The following is a 23,126-nucleotide window of genomic DNA, read 5'->3' as shown; positions in this document are numbered from 1 at the left end:
TAACCATAGACAGGAAAACATCTATCTTTTGGTGTTAAAAATGCTCAGAGAACATCCTCTCAGCTAGTCAAGAGCCTTCAAAAAAATGCAGAAATTTGTTCACAGTATTTAAAAAAAGGTCGACTTTTTATCTCGAAGGTCGTATTCAAAGCCACAAGTGGCAAGCCCCCCAAGGGTATACCCGGGAGTTTACAGAGATAAATATAGATCACATAAAATTTCTTGATACTGCCAGAGATAAGAATCTGTTAACAGAGATTATGGATATAGACCGAGAAGATTGGCCATCCGAAAGAACCTTTAAGGATACACCATGGGAAATTCCAGAAAGCACGATGGACGATATTCCATTTTAATTTACACATTGACAAAAATGGGAGAAGTAAACAAAATACGTAATATGCCGTAGTTGTTTGAGCTAGGCACTGTTTAATTTTGACAAGTATTAATATAACACATGGAGTAGTTATGAAAAAAATTTTTATATGTTTAGCAAAATCAGCAAGAGAAGGTGGATTTTGTGTTGCAGGAAAAGAAATTTTCATAATTGAGAGGCATATTAAGAAAGTTTGTAATTGGTTTCGACCTATTGGAGTGACAGCTGATGCTATTCCATACGGTGATTTTCCTTTCATCATTGGAGATGTTGTATCATGTGAAGTGGAATCTGCAAAATTAGAATTAACACAACCTGAAAATTTTATTTTGTGTAATGAGGCAAAATGGGAAAAAATAGGACATATAAGCACAAGCAATATCGAAAAAACCTGCCAGCTTTTTGAAGATAGACCTGATTCTCTTTGGGGATTTGGTGAATCCACAAGACATGGAATTAATGATAAAATATCAGAGGTAAGGGCTTCTCAGTATAATGCGTCACTTTATTTTGTTAAAGCAAAAAATCCTATAGTATATAAGCGTGATCAATCTTATTTTCCGGAAGAAGCGAAGGCAAAAATACGGCTTAAATTTTATTATAATAACATTAACTATGATCTTATAGTAACAGATCCATCGTTCACAGAAAACTACTGGAATGTTCTATCAGTGGGGGAGGAGATGATACTGGATGATTTTTATATAACTGTTAGTTTGGCAAAGCCTTATAATGGGTACTGCTATAAATTGGTGGCTGGTCATGTCTTCTTGTGATCAAAACTTTTGTCTCTATACAATAGGCTATACTGCGTTTTCTCTGGATGATTTTATTAAAATTTTGCAAAAAAAAAATATAAAAGCAGTTATAGATGTTCGAAGTTCTCCATACAGTTCAAGATATAGTCAATACAATAGACCTATTATTGAGGATACACTAAAAAAGAATAATATATACTATTTATTTTTTGGAGATGTCTTAGGCGCAAGGCCTCAAAATTATTCTTTATATAGCGATAATATCGCAGATTTTAGTAAAATATCTAAAACGAAAGATTTTATTGATGGATGTGAACGTATAAATTCTGGTTTAAAAAAGATGTCTATATGTCTCATGTGTGCAGAAAAAGATCCTATGACATGCCATAGATCGATTCTTATATCTAATAGATTTCGTCATATTTACCCCGAAATAGAAATAAAACATATTCTTGAATCTGGAATAATTGAGAAGCAAGATCACTTAGATAGAAGAATTATGGACAAGTATGACCTATTACAAGAAAATTTTTTCAAGAGTTATAATGAGCGTAGGGATGAAGCATATAAAAAACAAGAAAGAGAAATTGCTTATCACATTAGTTTTAGTTCTTCGAGTGAAGAAGACTAATGAAGGAGGATAGTAATGAGTTCACTTTATACAATTGGCTTTTCAGGAAAAAATGCAAAAACTTTCTTTTCGCTTTTATCTTCTCAAGAGATTAAGACTCTTATCGATGTTAGACTAAATAATGTTTCTCAATTAGCAGGATACACAAAAAAAAATGATCTCGAATTTTTTTTAGAAAAAATATGTAATATAAAATATTTACATCTTGAAATACTTGCTCCTACAAAAGAAATTTTAGATGGATATAAAAATAAAAAAATATCTTGGAATGAGTATGAGGAAAAATATATGACGTTAATTAATAATCGTAAGATTGAAAATTTATTGAAAAATATAGATTTTGATCACGCTTGTCTTTTATGTAGTGAGCCAACAGCGGATAGATGTCATAGAAGACTTGCTGCTAACAAGTTGAAGACGTTATTTAATATAGATCATGTTATTCATATTTAATTATATATCATGCTATACTATTCAAATTTATAAAAGTAGCACATGATAAATATGCAAGATTACAAGAGAGAATCCTTAAATTCATAAGTAGATATCTGATAAAATTTTCGACGCGTCGAAAATTTTCCAACTTTGTGCTTGCAAAAAATCCAAAGTCATGCAAGTATTACCGCCTCTCTATCGTAAAATGATTTTTATGATAGTAAATAGGGACTGTTAGGATACTGTTTTTTTGAATCATGCGTCATTAGGTTGATCGGCTCCTATTTTGACGCGCCCCCTCCCCTTACTGACTTTAGTTGTTTTATAAATACCTTTCGGCTGAAAAATCCTTTCCCCTATGAACCTTTTTTCATATCGTATTTGGAGTTGGCTCTTGACTAGCTGAGAGGATGTTCTCTGAGCATTTTTAACACCAAAAGATAGATGTTTTCCTGTCTATGGTTAAACCGAAACTCGCATTCCTTCAAGTGGAAATAAAAAGTATGCTTCGGGAGCCCACGAAATCGAATCAGTCGAGTTTTAGCAAAACCCCAGAAACTTTCTATCCCATTTATATGCGAGTGTTTAGTGGCAAATTCGTTATGGGAATGCTGGACACGAAAGTGCTTCTGATTCCCCAAATCCACCAGTCCGTCATACCCACGCCATCCGTCTGAGTGAATGACACTTTCCAGGTCTACACGTCCTCGGATAATCCCCTGGAGAGTGGCCTTGGAGCAATCAGGAACGATTTCTGTATAGACTTTATCGTTACGTTTGAACAGGCCGAAAACAATGGTTTTTCCACGTGCTCCACGACCTCGAACTCCTCGAACACGTCGTGCTCCGAAGTAGCTTTCATCGACTTCAATCTCACCTTTTACAGGAGATTCCGCTTCACAGTATCGGGCGATTCTTTCCCTGAAAGCCGACACATAGCGGTTAACGGTATTACGGTTGACACCAGACAATTCTGCAATCTGAGAAGCCGTCAAATCGACAGAAAAAAGCTTCACAAGTTGCCGAATTTTTGCCTCAGAAATTCTTGAACGATACGCATACTTGTTTTTCATTGCCATGACTAACCAGATAACCTTTTTAGGTCCTTTCAGCTAGTCAAGAGCCTAGGCGAATTCTTTCAGAGCCTCAGTGCCGGCGGGCGGGCGGCCATCGCGGCGCGAAATGAAGCCGTCGTCAGCGCCATGCGCCAGGCCGTCAACGAAGCCTGTACCGACGCCCAGCCCCAGGCGCAGCAGATAAGCCGGAGACTCGCCACGGTCACCGACAGTCTCGCAACGGCGATGAAAGAAACCAGAGCCGCGGCAAAAAAAGACGTCATCAGCAAGCTGCACGACGATCAAAGGTTCAAGGCGCTTCCGCTGCGCTCCCGGCAGACTTTGGAAAGAACCCTCACAGACATCGCCGACAACATGCCCGTGTCCGACTGGAAGACACACATGGATACCGTAAAAAACTACTTCTTCCTGCCCCTGCCCCCGGCGCGGATATCGACGCGGGGCTGCAGATCTTCCAGAATACGTCCATACAGTATTTTCTCCAGCCTTCGACACAGGAGAAGGTACAGGAGGACGGCATACACACGTCCTTCACGGGTGACGCCCCCCGTAACGGCATGACGATCACTGGTGCCGACTTGCAGAAATGGCAGTCTCCGGAGGTTTATGCAACAGCCCTCAAAAATTTTGTAGGCGAAGAGCACAGGCAACTGCTTCCCTTTATTTCCCTGATGGCCACACAGAACGGGATGGACGGCATGGGGGAAATGTTGCTGATTCATATGGGCATAACACAAAAACCCGCAAGCCTCATCATGGCAGACTACGGGATAATGGTCATGCCCAATTCCGAGCGCAGCCTTTCCCTTTCCCGGGAAGGCAACGATCTCCTCATTTCCTCCCGTTTCCATGTCCGATATACCAGACTGGAGGAACTGCAGCAGGCGCAGCCTTCCACAGACAGTGCCCTGAGCTTTCAGGGACATGTCACCATGCGCGTACACCTCGGTTCCCAGCCTTCCGAGCATACGGTGAACGGCAACCGTGCTGGTGCCGCAGATAAGCATGGAGACAGACGAGCTGCACTTCACCACTCCGTAGACGACACACCTCCCGAAGGCTCCATGCGCGCGGAAGAGCGGAACATGTTCCCATGCCGCATCCGCCGAAGGAAACAAACCATGCCAGAGAAAGCGGGAACCTTTTCCGGGTTTCCGCTTTCTTCATCCTGAACTGCGTGCTCTGCATCTTCCGGCAGACGATCCGCCCTTCTCTCTCAGGCGTCTGTCCGAAGCCGGGTCCCCGCAGCGGCTTATGGCGGGGGCATATTCCCTTTTCCCTGCCGGGCACCATGCCGGGCCGATCTTCCGCACAAAACCTCTCCCCGGGCCATCCTGCCGTGCCCTCCCTGAGGGCAATTCCGTTTTTCTGAAAAGGCGGAAACCATTCCCGCACCGGACCACGATACAGGCCGCAGGGAAGATCCGCCTGAACCATACCCGCCCCTCCGGCCGGTCTCCGGCCTTTTCCGGAATCGGGACTCGAAGCACCGTATGTGCCATGCCCTGCAGCAGCGTTCTCCCGGCTTGTTTCCGCACCTACCCGCACATGCCTTTCCGCTCCCTTCTCCCGGTACCTCCTGCCGCGCCCTCCCCGCTGCCTGAAAAATTTTTATAGTATTTCCCACAGGTTTCGATGTTTCACGTGAAACATCCTTCCCGTATCCTCTCCTGTTTCACGTGAAACACTCCTTGCTTTTCCCTATGCCAGCGTTTATGTAAAGAAAGACATTGGGAAAGGAGCATTATCTTGGCCAGAATCATTGCTGTCGCCAACCAGAAAGGCGGCGTGGGCAAAACCACCACGTCGGTCAACCTTTCCGCCTCTCTGGCTATCATGGAAAACCGTGTTCTTCTGGTGGACTGCGACCCGCAGGCCAATTCCACCAGCTCTCTGGGCTTCGACCAGCAGAATCTCACCCGCAATCTCTATACGGCGCTGTGCGGAACCTCCACGCTGGAAGAAACGCTGCTTCCCACGGCAACGCCCTATCTCACGCTGCTCCCTTCCTCCACCGATCTTGTGGGCATAGAAATAGAACTGGTGGACAAGATGGCGCGGGAATTCTATCTGGCCGACCTTCTGGGGCAGGTGGCCGACAACTACGATTACATCATTCTCGACTGCCCTCCTTCCCTCGGTCTCATCACCATCAATACGCTGTGCGCCGCCCACGAAATACTCATTCCCCTGCAATGCGAATTTTTCGCACTGGAAGGCATCGTCAAGCTGCTGCACACCTATGAACAGGTGCGCAAGCGCCTGAACCGGGACCTGAAGATTCTGGGCGTGCTGCTCACCATGTACGATTCCCGCAACAAGCTTGCGCGCCAGGTCAAGGCCGAGGCGGAACGCTGCTTCCCCAAGCACATGTTTCAAACCGTCATCCCCCGCAACGTGCGTCTTTCCGAAGCCCCCAGCCACGGGAAGTCCATCCTGCATTACGATATCAAGTCCAAGGGCGCGGAAGCCTATCTGGAACTGGCCCGCGAGGTCGTCCACAAGACGGCGCAGCCCTGAACATACCTGACAACAACCGTGCTCCGGGCTTTCTCCGACCGGAAGAAACACAACTCGCCCTGAGCCGCGCACGGCCTGCCGCCCGGAGACGCCTTTCCCCTGTTCCCGGGCTTCCATGACCATGAAACGGAGCGCCCGCTCCCTGTGAGGCTACCATGAACATTCCCGAACGCGGCCTCGGCCGAGGCCTCAGTTCCCTTCTCAGCGCCGCCTCGGAAAGCAGCAGCGAAGAAACAAGAAAGCTTGCCCTTACCCAGCTTGTTCCCGGCAAACATCAGCCCCGGAAGCTTTTCGACCATGCCGCCCTTGCCGAACTTGCCGTATCCATCAGGCATCAGGGCGTGATCCAGCCTCTTCTGGTGCGCCTTCTCCCGGGCATGCCCCAGCGCTACGAAATCGTGGCCGGGGAAAGGCGCTGGAGGGCGGCGCGCATGGCGGGCCTCACAGAAGTTCCCGTCATCGTTACGGAATATACGGACAAGGAAGCCATGACCGTGGCTCTGGTGGAAAACCTCCAGAGAGAAGACCTGAACCCCATGGAGGAAGCCGAAGCCCTGCAGGCCCTGCGCGAGGCCCATGGCCTGAGCCAGGAAGCACTGGCGGAACAGCTCGGCAAAAGCCGCTCCGCCGTGGCCAACAGCCTGCGCCTTCTGCAGCTTCCCTCTTCCATGCGGGATGCCCTCGCCCGGGGCGACATCAGCGCAGGCCATGCCCGCGCCCTGCTCTCCGTCACCGACGAGGCTCTGCAGAAAAAGCTCTATGCCGCCATTCTGGAACATCATCTTTCCGTACGCGAAACGGAGGCCGCGGCCGATACCTGCAAGCGCAGCGGGAAACTCCCGGAAAAGCTTGAACCGCAGGGCAACCCCGCCGCGCCGCGTGCCGCGCGCACGCCCCGGCCCCAGGTCATCAAAAATCTGCAGAACCTCCTGCGCCAGAGCTGCGGCACCCGGGCCACCATCAGCGGCAACGAACAGCAGGGCCGCATTCAGATCCCCTACGCCAGTCCGGAAGAACTGGCCCGCATCCTCGGCATGCTGGGCCTGAAGGACGAGGACTCACAGAACTGACACTTCCGGGGCATGCGCGGGCACACCGGAACATCCCTCACGCATGCCCCTCTCCCCGCCAGCACAGAAAACACTCCATCGAACATCCATACATGGGAGATGCCGGACACAGCAACTTTTCCGTGAGAGGACTATGCAACTAAGCCACCTGAAATACTTCGTGGAAACCGCAAAATGGTCTTCCATGCGCAAGGCCGCCGAGCACCTTTATATCACTCAGGCCGCACTCAGTGCCGCCATCGCTCTTCTGGAACGCGAACTGGAAGTCACCCTTTTCGAGCGTTCCCCCAAGGGAATAACCCTGACGCTCGCAGGTGCGGAAGCGCTGATTCTTGCCAGAAAAATTCTGGCCCTTCAGGATGAGCTTCTCAACCTTTCGCAAAAAAAATCCAGCGTTTCCGGTCAGTTCAAAATTTCCGCCTTTACATCCATGGTCAACACCGTACTTTCCGACGTGGTAAGCCAGGCCTCCAAGCAGTACCCGTCCATGGAACTTCTGGTGGAAACTTCCAACAACATTCCTCAATGCCGCCCCGAAGAAGACGAACACTTCTGCTATATTGTCTGCTGCGAAGATACGCAGAAGGACAGCATGATGAAAACCGTGCGGGATCGCGGCTGGGAATGCGAAGTCATAGGAAAGACGGAGTCGCTCATCTTCATCAATGCCAGACATGAGCTTGCCAAAAAAGAATACCTGGAGCTGGAAGATCTCGGCAATTTCTACTTCGTCAATCTCCAGATTCTGAACACGGACAACAATATCAAATTTTCACCGCACAATGGCATGAAGCGCTTTTTCAAAAACAAGGAGCATACCTTCTTCACCGGGGAATCCGCGTTGAACTTCATTGTAAAAAACAAGAACTTTGCGGGAATCTTTTCCTATTTTCTTGCACAGAAAAACTACTATATTGAAAAGAATCTGGTAAAGGCCATGCATATTCTGCACTACCCCATGCAGGCCTGCTTCTGCCTCTGCTTTCCTCCGAAAAGTCATTATTCTCCCGGAGAGAAAACCATCCTGACCCTTATCCGGCATCAGATACGACAGTATCTCCCGGAATGAGAAAACAGGAAGGGAAACGCCGGAATCCGGCGTTTCCCTTCCTGTTTCTGACACCGTCACCTTCCCGGAAAAACTGCAGCACTCCGCCGGTCTTTCCGGAAATGCTCATCCGTCGTGACCGGATTGCCCTGCACAGACAAACGGCAGCACATTCCGTGACGGACGAAACGTCCTACAGCGTCATGTTGAAAAGCCGTGCGGCATTACCGGAAAGAATGTTTCCCAGCACCTCCTTCCGTATGCCGCAGTTCATGTAGTGACGCACCGCCGTCTGCATGGAAATACCGGGGCATGCGCTGCCGAAGCAGATTCTGTCGCGAAGCTGATAATTCGCCGCATCGATATATACACGGCTCGCAGGTGTATGGATGACATACATGTCGGGCGATATATACAGGTTATTGAACATGAAGGCCATGTGACACACGGTTTCCGCCTCGGGATAACCGCCGTGGCAGAGCACGAAATTCACGTCGGGGAATGCCTTCAGGGCCTCCACCAGCGGAGGCAGCTGCTCTTTGGGAAAACCGAAGAATCCGCCGAAGGTCAGAAGAACGGGCAGATGATGCGCTCTGCAGACCTCAAGCAGCGGATAGGAAAGCTTTGCATCATTCAGAAACCAGTTGGGTCTGTCGAAAAAAGGCTCCATGAGAATACCTTTCATGGGCCCCTGCACACAGAACCGCTCTATCTGCTCCACGGCATGATCAACGCCGCCGTACACGGGAGAAATACCGGCCACACCGATGAAACGGTCGGGATATTCCTGCATGAGCTCAAGAAGATCGCCGTTGTCAATAAGACCGCGATTGTTTTCCGGGTCTCCCCATGCGGCACGATACGGAGCAACACCGTAATCGACCCCAGCTTCATCCATATCCCGAAGGAAAAGAGCCATTCTGGGATTCCTCAGATAAAGCGGATACTGAAAGTCCGTCATCAATCCGAATTTCGCCGTCAACGAAGCGTCGGAGGTATCATACAGGCCAAAAGGATAGCCATTATACAGAAACCCCTTATACGGAGGACGGCACCGCATATCAATAATACTGAAGCTATCTTTCATAACAACCTCCTGAATGATGCAAAAACGGAAAAGAACATCATAAAAAGAAAACTGTCGTTTCTATACATTGCAAAAACATCTGCCGTCCAACGAAAAATATTTTTTCCCCGTTACCGCGCATATCCTTTCCTTTTCAAGGTGGTACCGTCATAAAAATTTGTTATCACCGGGAGTGACGTAGAAAAAAAATTAGTTTGTTCTTTTTTTTACATTTTTCTACATACTAAGAAAGAACTATCCGATAAGGAGGCCGTACATGAAGTTCTCGTCGTTATTCCAGCCGATAACCATCAACTCGATGACGCTTCGCAACCGCCTTGTCGTCCCCGCCATGGGAACAAACTATGCCCATGCGGACGGAACCCTTTCCGAGCGTTTCATCTCCTACTATGAACGGCGTGCTCTCGGCGGTTTTTCCCTTATCACCACCGAAGTCGTGGCGGTCGACCCGCGCGGCAACGCCGGCCCCTGCGAGCCCGGGCTGTACGACGACAGGTTTCTTTCCGGTTTTGAAAAACTGGCCCGGAGGATACACGCCCACGGCGCATGCCTCTCCGTTCAGCTTCACCATGCGGGAAGACAGACCGTTTCCGCCTTTCTGGACGGACGCCGCCCGGTGGCGCCTTCACCCCTGCCCTGCCCTGTCTGCGGGGAAGTCCCCGAGGAACTTTCCGAAGCCGACATTCTCCTGCTTGCCGAACGCTTCGGAGAGGCGGCGGAACGCGCGCAGAGAGCCGGTGCGGACGCCGTGGAAATACACGGCGCTCACGGCTATCTCGTGGCGGAATTCATGTCCTCCTACAGCAACAGACGCTCCGACGCCTTCGGAGGAAGCCTGGAAAACCGCATGCGTTTCCCCCGCCTCATCATCAGCGCCATCCGCCGCAGAACCGGTCCCGACTTTCCTCTGATCTTCCGCATCAGTGCGGAGGAACACTCACCCGGTGGACGAGGAATCGCCGAAACTCGCGCCATGGCGCGAATTCTGGAAGAGGCAGGGGTGAATGCGATCCATGTGTCGACGGCCACCTATGCCGACATGGAAAACCTCTGGGGCACGGGAACACAGCCTCTTGCCGCCCTGTCCCGTTATGCCGAAGACATCAAAAGGGATGTTTCCGTTCCCGTCATCACGGTAGGACGCATCAACGATCTTCACATCGCCGAAGAACTCATCTCCACAGGCAGAGCGGACCTTGTGGCCATAGGCCGGCAATCTCTGGCCGATCCGGACTTTCCCCGGAAAATACTGGAAGGAAAAACCGACGAAATCTGTCCGTGCATTGCATGTCACGATCAGTGCACAGGCAATATACTCAGCGGAAAACACACGGGCTGCGCCATCAATCCCTTCACGGGGCACGAGGGGGAATTCTGCATCCACCCCGCCGCACAGCCCGGTCATATTCTTGTGGCCGGAGGCGGCCCCGCCGGCATGATGAGTGCATATCTGCTGGCAAAACGCGGGCATACCGTGGACCTGTATGAAAAAACACCACACCTGGGAGGACAGTTCCGCATTGCAGCCCTTCCTCCCGCCAAGGGAGAACTGGCCAAGGCTCTGTGCTGGCTCCGGGTGATGTGTGAAAAACACGGAGTCCGCATCCATACGGCATGCGAGGTGACGGCGGCACTCATCCGGCACCTGAACCCGGACGCGGTCGTTCTTGCCACGGGGGGAGTTCCCCTGCTGCCGCCCATAGAAGGCATACACAATCCCGACCTGCTGCATGCCGTGGATGTCCTCAGCGGCGTCTCTCCGACGGGAAAACGGGTTCTTGTGGCCGGGGGCGGCATGGTCGGCGTGGAAACTGCCGACTATCTGAGCGGCTACGGCAGAGAGGTCACTGTCGTCGAACTCCGGGACGAGGTCGCCGCAGACCTGCCCCTTGTACCGCGAAAAGACATACTCCGCCGCCTCAACGAACAGAGAGTCACCTTCATCACCGGCGCAGCCATCACGGAGTTTCATGAAGGAGGACTCAGCTTCCTCAGAAACGGCTCGGAACATACGCTGGAAGGCTTTGATTCCATCGTGCTCGCCCTCGGCAGCCGCGCCTTCAATCCTCTGGAACAGGAAATCAGGGATTCCGTCCGTACCGTCGTCGTCGGTGACGCCGTCCATGCCGGAAAGGTTGCCCAGGCCCTCCGCTCCGCCATGGAGACGGCCCTTTCCCTCGACGTGGTATGACACTCTTCCCCTCTCCGCTTCGGTACGACGTCCCTTCTCCGAGGCGGACGGCACACGCCATGCCTTCCTTCTCTTCCGACGCAATGCCCTCTTCCCGGCAATGCACAGTTCTGGAAAAACATCCGACCCAAGGATTCGTCCGCATCCTCAAGGAGCCCTGATATATGAATCCAGCGCTGACGAAAACAATGCGGCATATCGACAGCTTCATCGAACGCATATGCACTTTTTTCTATAATCTCTGCGGGATCGGCATCTTTTTCATGATGGCGATCACCTGCATCGATGTCGGCATGCGGTTCTTCGCTCAATCCCCGCTGGGAGGAAGCATAGAACTCACCGAACTCACCATGTTTCTGATTCTCTTTTTCGGGCTGGGAAAAATACAACTCAGTGAATCCCACATTGCGGTGGATCTGCTGACGGACAAGCTTTCTCCCCGTGCCGGAGAACGCGTCTTCATGTTTGTCTCCCTGCTTACGGCCCTTCTTGCCGTGCTCATGTCCCGCTACCTGTTTTTGAGCTTTCTCGACAAGATGCAGAGCGGGGAATACACGCCCGCCCTCTTTCTCAAACTTTCCGTGTTCATCGTCTTCGGGCTGGCGGGGGCTCTGGTCTTTACTCTGGCCGCACTCCGGAACATCGTCACGCATATAGGGAAAATGAAAAGCCTCGGCATCTCCATGTTCCCGTCCTTCCTTGCGGCCGTTCTGGTGGCAATGCTGCCCCTTCTTCTGCACGATACCGAATTTTCCTATGATTACGCCAAGGTGGGCTTTTTCAGCATCGCTCTTCTCATTACCCTGATTCTGCTGAGGGTCTCCATTGCCGGAGCCATGTGCATCACGGGCATCGTAGGGCTGATGATCATTTCCCTGACGCCGGAACAGGGGCTGAACGTGCTTCTTTCCATGCCCGCATCCACCATGAACTATTCCTATTCCGTCATTCCCATGTTCGTGCTCATGGGAGAGTTCGTGCTCCATGCAAAAATAGGCGAAGCTCTCTTCGCTTCCTGCAGTCTCTGGCTCGGTCATTACCCGGGCGGGCTGGCCATAGCGGGTCTGAGCGGATGCGCGGGCTTTTCCGCCATCTGCGGCGATTCCCTGGCAACGGCACTGACCATGACCTCCGTGGCTCTCCCGGAAATGAAGCGCTACCGCTACAACAGTGCCTTTTCCAGCGCCTGCCTTGCCGCCGGAGGCACGCTGGGCATACTCATTCCCCCCAGTGTAGGATTCATTTTTTATGCCATCGTCACGGAACAATCCATCGGCAGACTCTTTCTTGCCGGCTTCCTTCCCGGCTTCACCCTGCTGATCCTGTTCTGCATCATGACCGGCATCATCGCCATACGGCACCCGGAACTCGCTCCCCGGGGAAATCCCGTGCCTCTGAAGGAAAAAATCCGTTCCCTGTATCAGCTGATTCCCATGCTGGGCCTCATCGTCTTCATGCTGGGGGGCATGTTCGGCGGCATCTTCAGCCCCACCGAAGCCGGCGCCGTGGGTGCAGGCGGAACCTTCCTCTATGCCCTGTGCCGCAGAAGCCTTTCCTGGAAGGCCTTTATAAGTTCTCTTTTCCATTCCGCGGACATCTGTGTGAAATGCACCTTCATTCTGCTCGGCGTCAGCATTCTCGGGGCCTTTCTGGCCACCACACAACTTCCGTTCATGCTCGCCGACATGGTGACGGAAATGCACGCCAACCGCTATGTGGTTCTGGCCTGCATCGTGCTCATGTACATAGGCCTGGGCTGCCTTTTCAATGTGGTTCCCATGATTCTTCTGACTCTGCCCGCCATTTTCCCCACCGTGCAGGCCTGCGGCTTTGACCCGATCTGGTTCGGCGTCATCACCGTCCTTCTGATGGAAATGGGGCAGATCACTCCGCCCGTGGGCATCATCGTCTTCGCCATCTCAGGCATGGAGGGCGCGGCGCCCATGAACCTCATCTTCCGGCATGTCATGCCGTATATTCTGTGCATACTGATATGCGTGGTCATCGTGACGATTTTTCCTGAAATCGTCCTCTATCTGCCCGAGAAGCTCATGTAGAGCAAAAAACATAAAGGAGTGGCATATGAAAAAAACGTGCATGATTCTCATGATGGCATTGCTGCTTTTCCTCCCCGCGCACGCTTCGGCAAAACGTGTCTACCGCCTCACCTTCGCCTCATACCTCATGGATACCGACCCTGTTGTGGAACAGGTGTATAAACCCTGGCTCAAAAAAATAGAGGAACGCTCGCAGGGAAGAATTCAGTGCGTGTTCTATAATCCGAACACCATCTGCAACGAATCGGAAATCTTCGACGCCGTAGCCAAGGGCCGCGTGATGGCGGGCACGCAGAACGCAGGCCGGAATCCCGGGCTCTTCCCCCTGGCCTACACCTACTGCATGGGCTTCACAGGTTGCACCACCGCAAAGTCGGGAACGTACGGCTACTACAGAGCGCTGGAAGATCACCCGGAACTGCTGGATGATCTGAAGAACTACAAGCCCTTATGGGCACATGCCACGGGCTGCCCCTCCATCACCACCATTAAAAAGCAGATACGGACCATTGAGGACATGAAAGGGATGCATGTCTTCGTGCCGGGCGGAAACGCCGTCATCATCATCAACGCCCTGGGAGGCACGGGCACGCAGATGCCCATGGGTGATTTCTATCTTTCCCTGCAGAGAAATATGGGCGATGCCTGCCTTGCCGACTACAACATGCTTTCCAGCCTGAAAATCCATGAAGTGGCCAAATACACGACGACCTACGGCAATCCTTCGGCCCTCTGCTATGCCGTCATGAACAAGGAATTCTATGCGGCGCTTCCCGACGATCTGAAGAAAATCATCGACGAAACCACCGGTGAAGCCATGGCAATGCTCATTGCCGACAAAACGGACAACACCACGGCGGAAAAACAGCTTCTTCTGGAACAGCAGGGACAGAAGTTCTATACGGTTCCCCCGGAAGAACGGCAGAAGTTCGTCGATGCCATTCTGGAAAAGGCCACTCCCGTCATTCTCAAGCCCCTGAGCGATACCATAGACACCAATGCCTACCTGCAGCTCAGCCTGCACTACAGCAAACTCGGTGAGGAAAAATTCGGCCTGAAGTAATTCATGCCCATGCCGGAAAGACCTCAGCTCCCGGCAGCCGCGGGCGGACGACATGTCCGCCCGCTTTTTTAACGCTCAGCTTCTTGCCCGGGCTCCCTGTGCGATTTCCTTTCTCTGCCTTCGTCATCAGCGCCCGACGTTTCCTTCGCAATACGCCATGATCCACGGCAAAAGAAAAACAAGCCGAACAGCGCAGGAAAAAGGGGGGAAACGGCCTGCCCCGCATAGATGCCCGCATACCCCAGACCGAGAACGTCCGCGCCCAGCCAGGCAAAGAACAGCCTTGCCGCAAATGCCTCCAGAAGAGCGTTGCAAAATGCGATATCCGCCCTTCCCACACCCAGCGCAAAGGAATCAAAACTGTACATGATCACATAGAAAATACAGTTGACGGAACAGCACAGACGAAGATATTCCACGCCCACCTTCGCCACCTCCGACCCCGCAGGAGCAAAAAGCTCCATGACGGGCACGGCAAAAAGCTGGACCACGGCGACGATGCACAAGGTGACGGCCATATTCAGCCCCAGTCCTTTCCAGAATACGGCCTTTACCCTTGCCCTTTCTCCGGCGCCGCCATTCTGCGCCACCATGGCCGTCATGGCCTGCCCTATGCCCCAGCAGGGCATTCCCGCAAGGGTGTTGATCTTCAATCCTATGCCCGAAGCCGCAGCCACGGCCACTCCGTAGCGGTTCAGCATGGCCGTCATGATTAAAAACGCCATGTTCACCGCCACCATCTGTGCCGAGGCCGGAAGAGCCGTACGCAAAACGGTCATGCCGCATCTCAGGTTCACAGCAAAAAAAAGCCCGTGTTCCTCCTTCCGCGCTTTCCGCAGAAAAAACAGCGCGGTAACACAAGCCGTCCCCTGGGCAAGCACCGTCGCCCAGGCCGCGCCTGCCGTACCAAGGTTCCACAGCCCCACGAACAGAAGGTCCAGAACGATGTTCAGTACGGCGGAAAAAGCCGTAATCAACAGTGGTCCGCGTCCGCTGCCCAGCGCGCGGAGGACGGCACAGACCGTATGCTGCCCGAACACAAACACCGTGCCCGCGCAGATGATGCGCGTATAGTCAAAAGCCTCCGCCATGGCTTCACAGGGCACTCCAAGCCAGTCCAGGGCCCGGCCGCACGAGAAAAAGCTCACGGCTCCGACAACGAGAGAAAACAGCAGGGAAAAACAAAGCAACGTGTCCACCGCTTCATCCCGCGCACGCACACTTTCTCCACCGGTACGACGTCCCGTCTCCACCGCTCCCCCGGAACCGAAGCCCATTCCCAGAGAAGCCACAAAAAAAGCCACCATATTGCCGTTGCTCACGGCGGCAACCCCAGTCTCGCCCACAAAGCGGCTGACCACCAGCATATCCGCCACACCGTACAAAAGCTGAAGCACATGGGCCAGCATCAAAGGAAGACTGAAAAGAACGAGCTCGCGCCCTATGGGGCCTTTTGTCATGTCATGATGCATGTTCATGAAAACCTGCCTGCATAAAAAAAGGAAGGCCGACAATGCGCGGCCTTCCCTGAACACACTTCCCGCAAACGGGAAACATCGGCCGCACGATAAAGCGGCCCCGGCAGACAGAACAGCAGACCCGGCCTGAGCCGGGCTATGCCTCGATGAACAGGAACATTTCCCTTCCGCCCCGGCAACGCTTCATCGCCATGAAGCCGGAGCAGACACCAGACCGAGTTTCATGAATCCCCCTGAACAACCACTGCTGAAATATACGCTTCCTGCAGCATGTATCCCATTACCCCATATTCCCACACATGACAACGTTTGCAGCCTGTCCGTCCGCCTCTGTGCGTGGGCTACCGGAGCCGCGCCTTCACGCATCCTTGCGCAGTATGGCCATAAAGAGCGTATCCTGCCCCGGAAAGGCGGGAAGGAACATCTTCTCTTCCACAAGGCGGCCGCCCTTTTCCCGGGCAAACGCCTCCACACGGTTCTCGTTCTCTGCCCTGTTCAGGGCGCAGGTCACATAAAAAAGCGCTCCCCCGGGCAGAAGCCGCGACCAGGCATGCTCCAGAATGGAAGCCTGAAGCCGGGAAGCCTCTTCGAGCCTTTCCGGGGAAAGGCGCAGGCGAAGTTCGGCATTACGGGCGAGCGTGCCCGTACCGCTGCACGGAACATCCAATAATATCAAGGGGAAGGATTCTTCCACCTCCTGAGCCTGCCCGCAGAACAGGCGGGGCCGCGGAAGCGCCAGCCGCGTGATGGCGGCCTTCAGCTCTTCCAGCCGGAAGGAGGAAGGCTCACTGGCAAAGGCCACATGCACGCTCTTTTCCAGAAGCGCCGTGGTCTTGCCGCCTCTGCCGCAGCAGGCATCCCACAGCGGGGCATCCTTCAGGCCTTCCTTTTCCAGCCACGAGGCCAGGTATTCCGCCGCAAGCTGGGAAGTCGCGCCCTGCCGCGTCATGTCGCCGCGCCGCTCGAAATTTTCCAGCAGCGTCTGTTCCACGGAGGCATGTTCCCTGTCCTTTGCCAGACCCCAGGCGGAAAATCCGCCCTGCCCCACGGGGGCATATCCCCGTTCGAGCCAGTGCCCGACCAGCATTTCGCCCCAGGCTCTCGCCATGTTCACGCGCCAGCACGGCGCGGGGTGGCTCAGCGTGTTGCATGCCATGCGGCAGGCCTCTTTGCCGCCGTACTGCGCAACCCACATCTCTGCCATCCACAAGGGAAGGGAAGCCGCTTCCGCCATGCCTTCCGCATCCGCTTCCGCACGCTCAAGCCTGCGCCGCTTCTCTTCCGCGGCAAGGCGCAGCGCCTCCGCATCCCTGTCCACGGAACGGAGCACGCCGTTCACCAGACCGCCCAGCCCCTGACCGAAACGGCGGCGCGCCAGATTGACCAGCTCATTCACCGTGGCCCGGGCGGGAATGCCGCCCATGAACAGAATCTCATAGGTGCCCAGACGCAGGAGCATCCGCACCTGCGCGGAAAGCGCGCCGGGCTTTTTCAAATATCCCGCAAGGGCGGCATCCAGCAGAGCAGCATGGCGCAGCACGCCGTAGACCAGTTCGGAAAGAAGCGCCGCATCCTGTCTGCCGAGTCCTGCCTCCTGAACATGCCGGGCCAGCATGACCGGAAGAGGGGTTCCCTCCTCCGGGTGCTGGAAAAGCTGGTGCAGCAGCGCGAGGGCCCCCGCGCGGGCCCCGGAAACAGGCTGTTTCTGAGGCGTTTTTTTTATTTTTTCGACCATTGGTTCACGATTCCGCCTTTACGGCCTTAAAAACGATTCTGGAGCCTTTCCGGGCCTCAGCTCTGTTTTCCGCTCAAATACCCGTAGGGCGCGGAAAGCTGACGCAGACGGCCGTTATAAAAATCCACGGCGCTCATGGAGGCCTTGCCTGCGGGCCGCAGCCGGGTGAGTCTGTAGGCCCCCGTACCGCAGGCCACAAGAAGCGCGTCGCCGTCCATACCCACAAGCGTGCCGGGCGCATGGTCCCCTGCTCCCTCCACGGGCTGCCCCGGTTCCAGACGGAGCACCGCAGGTTCGCGGCCTTCCACGTTCAGCACGCTCTTTGCGCCGGGCGCAGGCGTGAGGCCGCGGATGATGTTGTGGATGGACTTCGCATCCATGCTCCAGTCGATATATTCCTCTTCCGCCGTAATCTTGGCCGCATGGGTGACAAGTTCCTCGTTCTGGCGCACAAAGGCCGCCCTGCCCTCGGCGATCATGCCGAGGGCGCCCACCATGAGCTTTGCACCGTGTTCGGCCAGCGTGTCGAACAAGGTTCCCGCCGTATCCCCGGGTTCAATGCTCACCGCCTGCTGCAGCAGCATGGGGCCGGAATCAAGCCCGGCCTCCATCTTCATGATGGTCACGCCGGAAATGGTATCACCGTTCATGACGGCCCTCTGTATGGGCGCCGCGCCCCGGTACTGCGGAAGAAGCGAGCCGTGCACGTTGTACGGCCCCATGGTGGGGATATCCAGCACTCTCTGAGGCAGAAGAAGCCCGTAGGCCGCCACCACCAGCACATCGGGCCGCAGTCCGGCAAGCGTCTCGACATCGGCATCATCGCGGAAATTGCGCGGCTGATACACGGGCAGGCCCAGTTCCAGGGCAAGTTCCTTGGTGGCGGAGGCCTTGAGCTTCTTTCCTCTGCCCGCCGGACGGTCCGGCTGCGTATAAACGGCCACGACCTCACCGCCCTCCCAGGCGGCCACGGCCTTCAAAATCACCGCCGCAAAATCCGGCGTGCCCATGAACACAATGCGCAGTTTCGACATACAAGCTCCACAAAAAAACGTCGTTTGCCCGCTTCTTCGGCCATGCGGCCTTGCGCCGCGGCCTGCTTCAGATGTTTCCGTACCTGCCTTCTCCAAAGGCATGCAGCTTCCGAAAAGCGGCCCATGCACGGAACAACACGGCGAAAACACTCTACGGTCTCCAGGCTCCCGCGTCCAGACGTGCCCCGCAGGCCTCTGCCACAAAAAAAGCCCGGGCCGAAGGCCCGGGCCTGATGTCGCGCACAAGCGCCAGGCAGAACTTACTTTCTGCCCTTTCTCATTTTCTTGTCGTAAAGAGAACGCTTGAGATAGCTGATGTGGTCGATGAACAGCTTGCCGTCCAGATGATCGGTTTCATGCTGCATGCAGGCGCCGTAGTAGCCTTCGCCTTCGATATGGACGGGCTTGCCGTCCAGATCCAGGGCATCCAGCGCCACACGGCGGGGACGCTTCACCTTCGCCCGAAGTTCCGGCACGGAAAGGCAGCCTTCGTTTTCCTCATGGCCTTTCGGATCGAGCACGGTGATCACAGGATTCACGAACACCTTGAATTCCTGAGGCAGGTCGGGATCGTTCTTTTCCTGCGACACGTCGATGATGACCACACGCTTGAGCACGCCTATCTGCGGCGCGGCAATGCCCACGCCGCCCACGGTGGTGAGGGTGTCGAGCATATCCTGAGCCAGAGCGCGGATCTCGTCGTTGATTTCGGCCACCGGCTCGCTGACCTTGGCCAGGAGCGGATCGGGATACTGAAGAACAGGACGAAGCATGGCTTACTCCGCAGCCGTGCCGGGAGCCGGCGCGGCCTTTTCACGAAGCCGGATACCCAGTTCACGAAGCTGCTTGTTGTCCACGGGGGAAGGAGCTTCGGTGAGCAGGCAGGCGGCCTTCTGGTTCTTGGGGAAGGCAATGACGTCACGGATGGAAGAAGCGCCCGTGAGCAGCATGGCCACGCGGTCAAGACCGAAGGCTATGCCGCCGTGGGGCGGGGTGCCGTAGTCCAGCGCCTGGATGAAGTAGCCGAACTGGGCCTTGGCGGATTCTTCGGTGAAGCCCAGACCTTCAAACATGCGGGTCTGATCGGCGGGGTTGTGGATACGGATGGAGCCGCCGCCGATTTCGTTGCCGTTCAGCACCATGTCGTAGGCGCGGGCCTTGGCGCGGGCCGGATCGGAAAGCATGATGTCGTAGCTTTCGTCCTGCGCGGCGGTGAAGGGATGGTGGCAGGCCACCCAGCGCTGTTCCTCCTCGCTGTATTCAAACAGCGGGAAGTCCGTCACCCAGAGAAGGTTCCAGGTGCCTTCGGGGATAAGGCCGAGCTTGTTGCCGAGCTTCACGCGGAGGCTCCCCAGAGCGTTGTTCACCAGGCCCGGTTCCCCGGCCTGGAAGAAGACGATGTCGCCCACTTCAAGACCGCAGGCTTCGGTAAGGCCCGCCCTTTCCTCTTCGGAAAGGAACTTGGCAATGGGAGACTGCCATTCGTTTTCGTGAATCTTGATCCAGGCGAGGCCCTGAGCGCCGAAGCCCTTCACAAAATCGGTGAGTTCGTCGATTTCCTTGCGGGTCATGGTGGCGCCGCCGGGCACGCGCAGAGCCTTCACCAGCTTCGCGCCGGAGAAGAGCTTGAAGGCGGAACCGTGCACGATGGAGGTCACGTCCTTGAGCTTCAGGTCAAAGCGGGTGTCGGGCTTGTCGGAGCCGTAATCGCGCATGGCGTCGTCGTAAGGCATGCGCGGAAGCGGAAGCGGAATATCCACGCCCAGAGCTTCCTTGAACACGCGGGCAATAAGCCCTTCGGCCATGCTCATGACCTGATCTTCGTTCACGAAGCTCATTTCAATGTCCACCTGGGTGAATTCAGGCTGACGGTCGGCGCGCAGATCTTCGTCACGGAAGCAACGGGCCACCTGATAATAGCGGTCCACACCGCTCATCATGAGCATCTGCTTGAACTGCTGGGGAGACTGGGGCAGCGCGTAGAATTCGCCCGGAGCCATGCGGCTGGGCACGAGGAAGTCGCGCGCGCCTTCAGGCGTGGACTTGGTGAGATAGGGCGTTTCCACTTCCAGGAAATCAAGCTCATTCAAATAGCTGCGGCAGGCCTGCACAATCTTGTGACGGGTGCGGAGGTTCTTCGCCATGGAAGGACGACGCAGATCAAGATAGCGGTACTGCAGTCTCACGGCCTCGGAACAGTCGGTACGGTCCTCCACCAGGAAGGGCGGCGTCTTGGCGGTGTTGAGCAGCTTCCATTCCAGCACCACCACTTCGATTTCGCCGGTGTGCAGGTTGGGGTTGGTCATGCCCTCAGGGCGGGGACGGACGCGGCCCTTGATGGCGATGACGTATTCACTGCGCAGGATATGGGCGTCCTTGTGGGCTTCGGGCGCGATTTCGGGGCTGAACACCACCTGGGTGAGGCCGTCGCGGTCGCGCAGGTCCACAAAAATCAGCCCGCCGTGGTCGCGGCGATACTGCACCCAGCCCATGAGGCACACGGTCTTACCGTCATCGGCAATGGTCAGGTCGTTGCAGTGATGGCTGCGCTTCCAGTCGCCCAGCGGCTTGATGTAGCGGCCGTGTTCCTTCTGGATGTCCACGACAGTCTTTTCGTTTTCTTCAAACTGGCTCATGACCATTCCTCTTTATTTTTCGGCGTTCAGGCCGGCTGCGACGTCGGCACAAGGCACTTCGCGCTGTTCGCCGGATTCCATGTTCTTGATGATGACGGTACCGGCGGCAAGTTCATCGGTACCCATGATGAGCGTATAACGGGCGCCGGACTTGCCTGCCTGGCGCATGGTGGCCTTCATGCTGCGGCTCTCATAGCCCATGGTGCCGGAAAAGCCCTCGCGGCGCAGGTTCTGCGCCAGAGCAAAGGCGGCGTCGCGGCAGGAATCGTCGAGCACGGCCACATAAAAATCAGGAGAAACCGCAGGAAGCTCACGGCCTTCCAGCAGAAGGGCCAGGCGCTCCATGCCGCAGGCAAAGCCGATGCCGGGCACGGAAGGACCGCCGAGCTGTTCCACCAGACCGTCGTAACGGCCGCCGCCCGCCACGGAACCCTGGGAACCGATTTCATTGGACACCACTTCCCAGGTGGTGCGGGTGTAGTAGTCCAGCCCGCGCACCAGGCGGTGATTGATCTCGTAGGGAATCTTTTCCGCATCGAGGTGACGGAGCACGGCTTCAAAATGAGCGCGGCAGTCGGGGCATTCGTTTTCCAGAATCACGGGAGCGTCGGCCGTGAGTTCCTTGCAGGAGGGAACCTTGCAGTCCAGAACGCGCAGCGGATTGGTCTCCATGCGGCGGCGGCAGTCTTCGCACAGCTTCGACTGATCAAGTCCGGCCAGCCAGTCGTGGAGATTTTTGCGGTACACGGGACGGCAGGAAGAGCAGCCCAGGGAGTTGATCTGAAGCGTCAGCTTCCTGAGGCCCAGCTTGCCGAGAAACTCCATCATCATGCAGATGATTTCCGCATCCGCCTCAGGTTCCCGCGGGCCGAGGCACTCGCAGTTGATCTGATGGAACTGACGCATACGGCCCTTCTGCGGGCGTTCATGCCGGAACATGGGGCCGATGGTGAAAAACCTGCTCACGGCTTCACGGGCATGCACACCGTTTTCGATATAGGCGCGCATGACGCCTGCCGTGGCTTCCGGGCGCAGGGACATGGAACGCCCCTTGCTGTCGGGAATGCAGTACATTTCCTTCTGCACCACGTCGGTTTCGGTGCCGATGCCGCGGCAGAAAAGATCGGTGTACTCCATGAGGGGAGTACGAAGCTCACCAAAGCCGTAGCGGGGGAAAACCTCGCGCGCGGTGGTCTCCATCATCTCAAAAAGACGGCTCTGCGCCGGAAACTGGTCGGCAAAGCCCTTGATAGCCTGAATCTGTGCCATGAACGGACTCCAGCAAAGTAGAAATAACGCATGAGGATAGGGCCTTTTTTCCCCGTTGTCAAAGCTTCTCCCGGTTCTCTCCCCGCAGGAAAGCCCTGCCCGGCACACCCTTCCGGGAAAAGCTCCACAGCCCCTGCCCTTCTGCAGAACCGTGCGGAACTACAGGAAAAAACAGTAAAATACAGGTGACGGCACCCGTCCTCTGCCCGGAGCGCAGAACATGTTCCGGCGGATCCCCCACGGCACCGGAAAGAAAAAACGCCCTACCCCCGTATCACATGGCCGGAGTGAAGGAGATTTCCCAAATTTTTCGTGTCACGCCCCGGCAGGGGGAGCGCCGAAATCCGGCAGATTATTCCGGCAGACGCATTCGGCTCCCGGGAAAACTCCGCCCAGGCAGGAAATAGGCAGGCCGCATCTTCCGGCAGAAAGTTTCACCCCTCAGGAAAGCCCCCAGGACAAGACAGGAGAAGGAAAATTTCCATCGGGGGGCTGTGCCCGCCCTTCTCTTTGCAGCAAGTCTCCCCGCCCGGGCCTGTGCCCGCACGACAGAAAGCCAACGCCCCCGGCTGGCTCACAAATGGCAGCACTCAGGCCGGGCCCAGGTACGCTGAAAGCAGATACCGCCCTTTCCACAAAGAAACATGTTCCGCCCGGCTCCG

At 55.0% G+C, this 23,126-nt stretch carries 19 protein-coding genes; 10 read left to right on the top strand and 9 right to left on the bottom strand.

Annotation, left to right across the window (positions count from 1 at the left end; all coding sequences use genetic code 11):
- The first annotated feature begins 468 nt into the window (after positions 1-468).
- The 3 genes from Q0K07_RS09325 to Q0K07_RS09315 are packed head-to-tail and all read left to right on the top strand — an operon-like array spanning position 469 to position 2,218.
- Complete coding sequence (locus Q0K07_RS09325) at positions 469-1,152, top strand: hypothetical protein (RefSeq protein WP_294558700.1); 684 nt, start codon at positions 469-471, stop codon at positions 1,150-1,152.
- A complete protein-coding gene (locus Q0K07_RS09320; protein WP_294558699.1) occupies positions 1,139-1,765 on the top strand; it encodes a DUF488 family protein in 627 nt (208 codons plus the stop codon). The genes Q0K07_RS09325 and Q0K07_RS09320 overlap by 14 nt, the downstream gene beginning before the upstream one ends.
- A 15-nt stretch (positions 1,766-1,780) precedes the next feature.
- Positions 1,781-2,218, top strand: a complete 438-nt coding sequence (locus tag Q0K07_RS09315; protein WP_294558698.1) for a DUF488 family protein — start codon at positions 1,781-1,783, stop codon at positions 2,216-2,218.
- A gap of 380 nt (positions 2,219-2,598) precedes the next feature.
- Here the strand turns inward: Q0K07_RS09315 and Q0K07_RS09310 are convergent, their stop codons facing one another.
- On the bottom strand, positions 2,599-3,279 hold the full coding sequence (locus tag Q0K07_RS09310; protein WP_294555428.1) for an IS1595 family transposase: 681 nt from the start codon (positions 3,277-3,279) through the stop codon (positions 2,599-2,601).
- Positions 3,280-3,324: 45 nt separating this feature from the next.
- The gene (locus Q0K07_RS09305) at positions 3,325-3,561 is read right to left on the bottom strand and encodes a hypothetical protein (RefSeq protein WP_294558696.1); all 237 of its coding nucleotides are present in this window, start codon (positions 3,559-3,561) and stop codon (positions 3,325-3,327) included.
- A gap of 272 nt (positions 3,562-3,833) precedes the next feature.
- Between Q0K07_RS09305 and Q0K07_RS09300 the strand changes: the two genes are divergently transcribed.
- The 4 genes from Q0K07_RS09300 (at position 3,834) to Q0K07_RS09285 (ending at position 7,935) form a co-directional block, all read left to right on the top strand.
- The gene (locus tag Q0K07_RS09300; RefSeq protein WP_294558695.1) at positions 3,834-4,448 is read left to right on the top strand and encodes a hypothetical protein; all 615 of its coding nucleotides are present in this window, start codon (positions 3,834-3,836) and stop codon (positions 4,446-4,448) included.
- A 577-nt stretch (positions 4,449-5,025) separates the two neighbouring features.
- Positions 5,026-5,796, top strand: a complete 771-nt coding sequence (locus tag Q0K07_RS09295; RefSeq protein WP_294558694.1) for an AAA family ATPase — start codon at positions 5,026-5,028, stop codon at positions 5,794-5,796.
- Between the two features lie 155 nt (positions 5,797-5,951).
- Positions 5,952-6,866: a ParB/RepB/Spo0J family partition protein gene (locus Q0K07_RS09290; protein ID WP_294558692.1), complete on the top strand. Its 915-nt coding sequence runs from the start codon at positions 5,952-5,954 to the stop codon at positions 6,864-6,866.
- Between the two features lie 133 nt (positions 6,867-6,999).
- Positions 7,000-7,935, top strand: coding sequence for a LysR family transcriptional regulator (locus Q0K07_RS09285; protein ID WP_294558690.1), 936 nt, complete (start codon positions 7,000-7,002; stop codon positions 7,933-7,935).
- Between the two features lie 172 nt (positions 7,936-8,107).
- Here the strand turns inward: Q0K07_RS09285 and Q0K07_RS09280 are convergent, their stop codons facing one another.
- Positions 8,108-8,833 carry an amidohydrolase family protein gene (locus Q0K07_RS09280; protein ID WP_294558688.1) on the bottom strand — a complete coding sequence of 242 codons (726 nt, stop codon included), beginning with the start codon at positions 8,831-8,833 and terminating at the stop codon, positions 8,108-8,110.
- Between the two features lie 424 nt (positions 8,834-9,257).
- On the opposite strand from Q0K07_RS09280, the gene Q0K07_RS09275 reads away from it, so the two are divergent.
- The 3 genes from Q0K07_RS09275 to dctP all read left to right on the top strand — a co-directional run bounded on the left by Q0K07_RS09275 (position 9,258) and on the right by dctP (position 14,312).
- Positions 9,258-11,192, top strand: coding sequence for an NAD(P)/FAD-dependent oxidoreductase (locus Q0K07_RS09275; RefSeq protein ID WP_294558686.1), 1,935 nt, complete (start codon positions 9,258-9,260; stop codon positions 11,190-11,192).
- A gap of 164 nt (positions 11,193-11,356) precedes the next feature.
- The gene (locus tag Q0K07_RS09270; protein ID WP_294558683.1) at positions 11,357-13,249 is read left to right on the top strand and encodes a TRAP transporter large permease subunit; all 1,893 of its coding nucleotides are present in this window, start codon (positions 11,357-11,359) and stop codon (positions 13,247-13,249) included.
- Between the two features lie 25 nt (positions 13,250-13,274).
- Entirely contained in the window at positions 13,275-14,312 is a 1,038-nt protein-coding gene (dctP, locus tag Q0K07_RS09265; protein WP_294558681.1) for a TRAP transporter substrate-binding protein DctP, read from the top strand.
- Between the two features lie 68 nt (positions 14,313-14,380).
- On the opposite strand, the gene Q0K07_RS09260 is transcribed toward dctP, so the two are convergent.
- The 6 genes from Q0K07_RS09260 to hisS all read right to left on the bottom strand — a co-directional run bounded on the left by Q0K07_RS09260 (position 14,381) and on the right by hisS (position 22,464).
- The gene (locus tag Q0K07_RS09260) at positions 14,381-15,790 is read right to left on the bottom strand and encodes an MATE family efflux transporter (RefSeq protein WP_294558679.1); all 1,410 of its coding nucleotides are present in this window, start codon (positions 15,788-15,790) and stop codon (positions 14,381-14,383) included.
- Between the two features lie 358 nt (positions 15,791-16,148).
- On the bottom strand, positions 16,149-17,525 hold the full coding sequence (locus Q0K07_RS09255; protein ID WP_294558677.1) for a transcription antitermination factor NusB: 1,377 nt from the start codon (positions 17,523-17,525) through the stop codon (positions 16,149-16,151).
- Positions 17,526-17,581: 56 nt separating this feature from the next.
- Positions 17,582-18,559, bottom strand: a complete 978-nt coding sequence (fmt, locus tag Q0K07_RS09250) for a methionyl-tRNA formyltransferase (RefSeq protein ID WP_294558675.1) — start codon at positions 18,557-18,559, stop codon at positions 17,582-17,584.
- Between the two features lie 260 nt (positions 18,560-18,819).
- On the bottom strand, positions 18,820-19,332 hold the full coding sequence (gene def / locus Q0K07_RS09245) for a peptide deformylase (RefSeq protein ID WP_294558674.1): 513 nt from the start codon (positions 19,330-19,332) through the stop codon (positions 18,820-18,822).
- Between the two features lie 3 nt (positions 19,333-19,335).
- Entirely contained in the window at positions 19,336-21,195 is a 1,860-nt protein-coding gene (gene aspS / locus Q0K07_RS09240) for an aspartate--tRNA ligase (RefSeq protein ID WP_294558672.1), read from the bottom strand.
- A 12-nt stretch (positions 21,196-21,207) separates the two neighbouring features.
- Positions 21,208-22,464 (bottom strand): histidine--tRNA ligase, encoded by a 1,257-nt coding sequence (gene hisS / locus Q0K07_RS09235; protein ID WP_294558671.1) that lies wholly within the window; start codon positions 22,462-22,464, stop codon positions 21,208-21,210.
- Between the last annotated feature and the right edge of the window lie 662 nt (positions 22,465-23,126).

The organism is uncultured Mailhella sp. (genome assembly GCF_944324615.1).
GTDB lineage: Bacteria > Desulfobacterota > Desulfovibrionia > Desulfovibrionales > Desulfovibrionaceae > Mailhella.
Note: the sequence above shows the minus strand (reverse complement) of the source record. Positions and strands in the feature narration are given on the sequence as shown.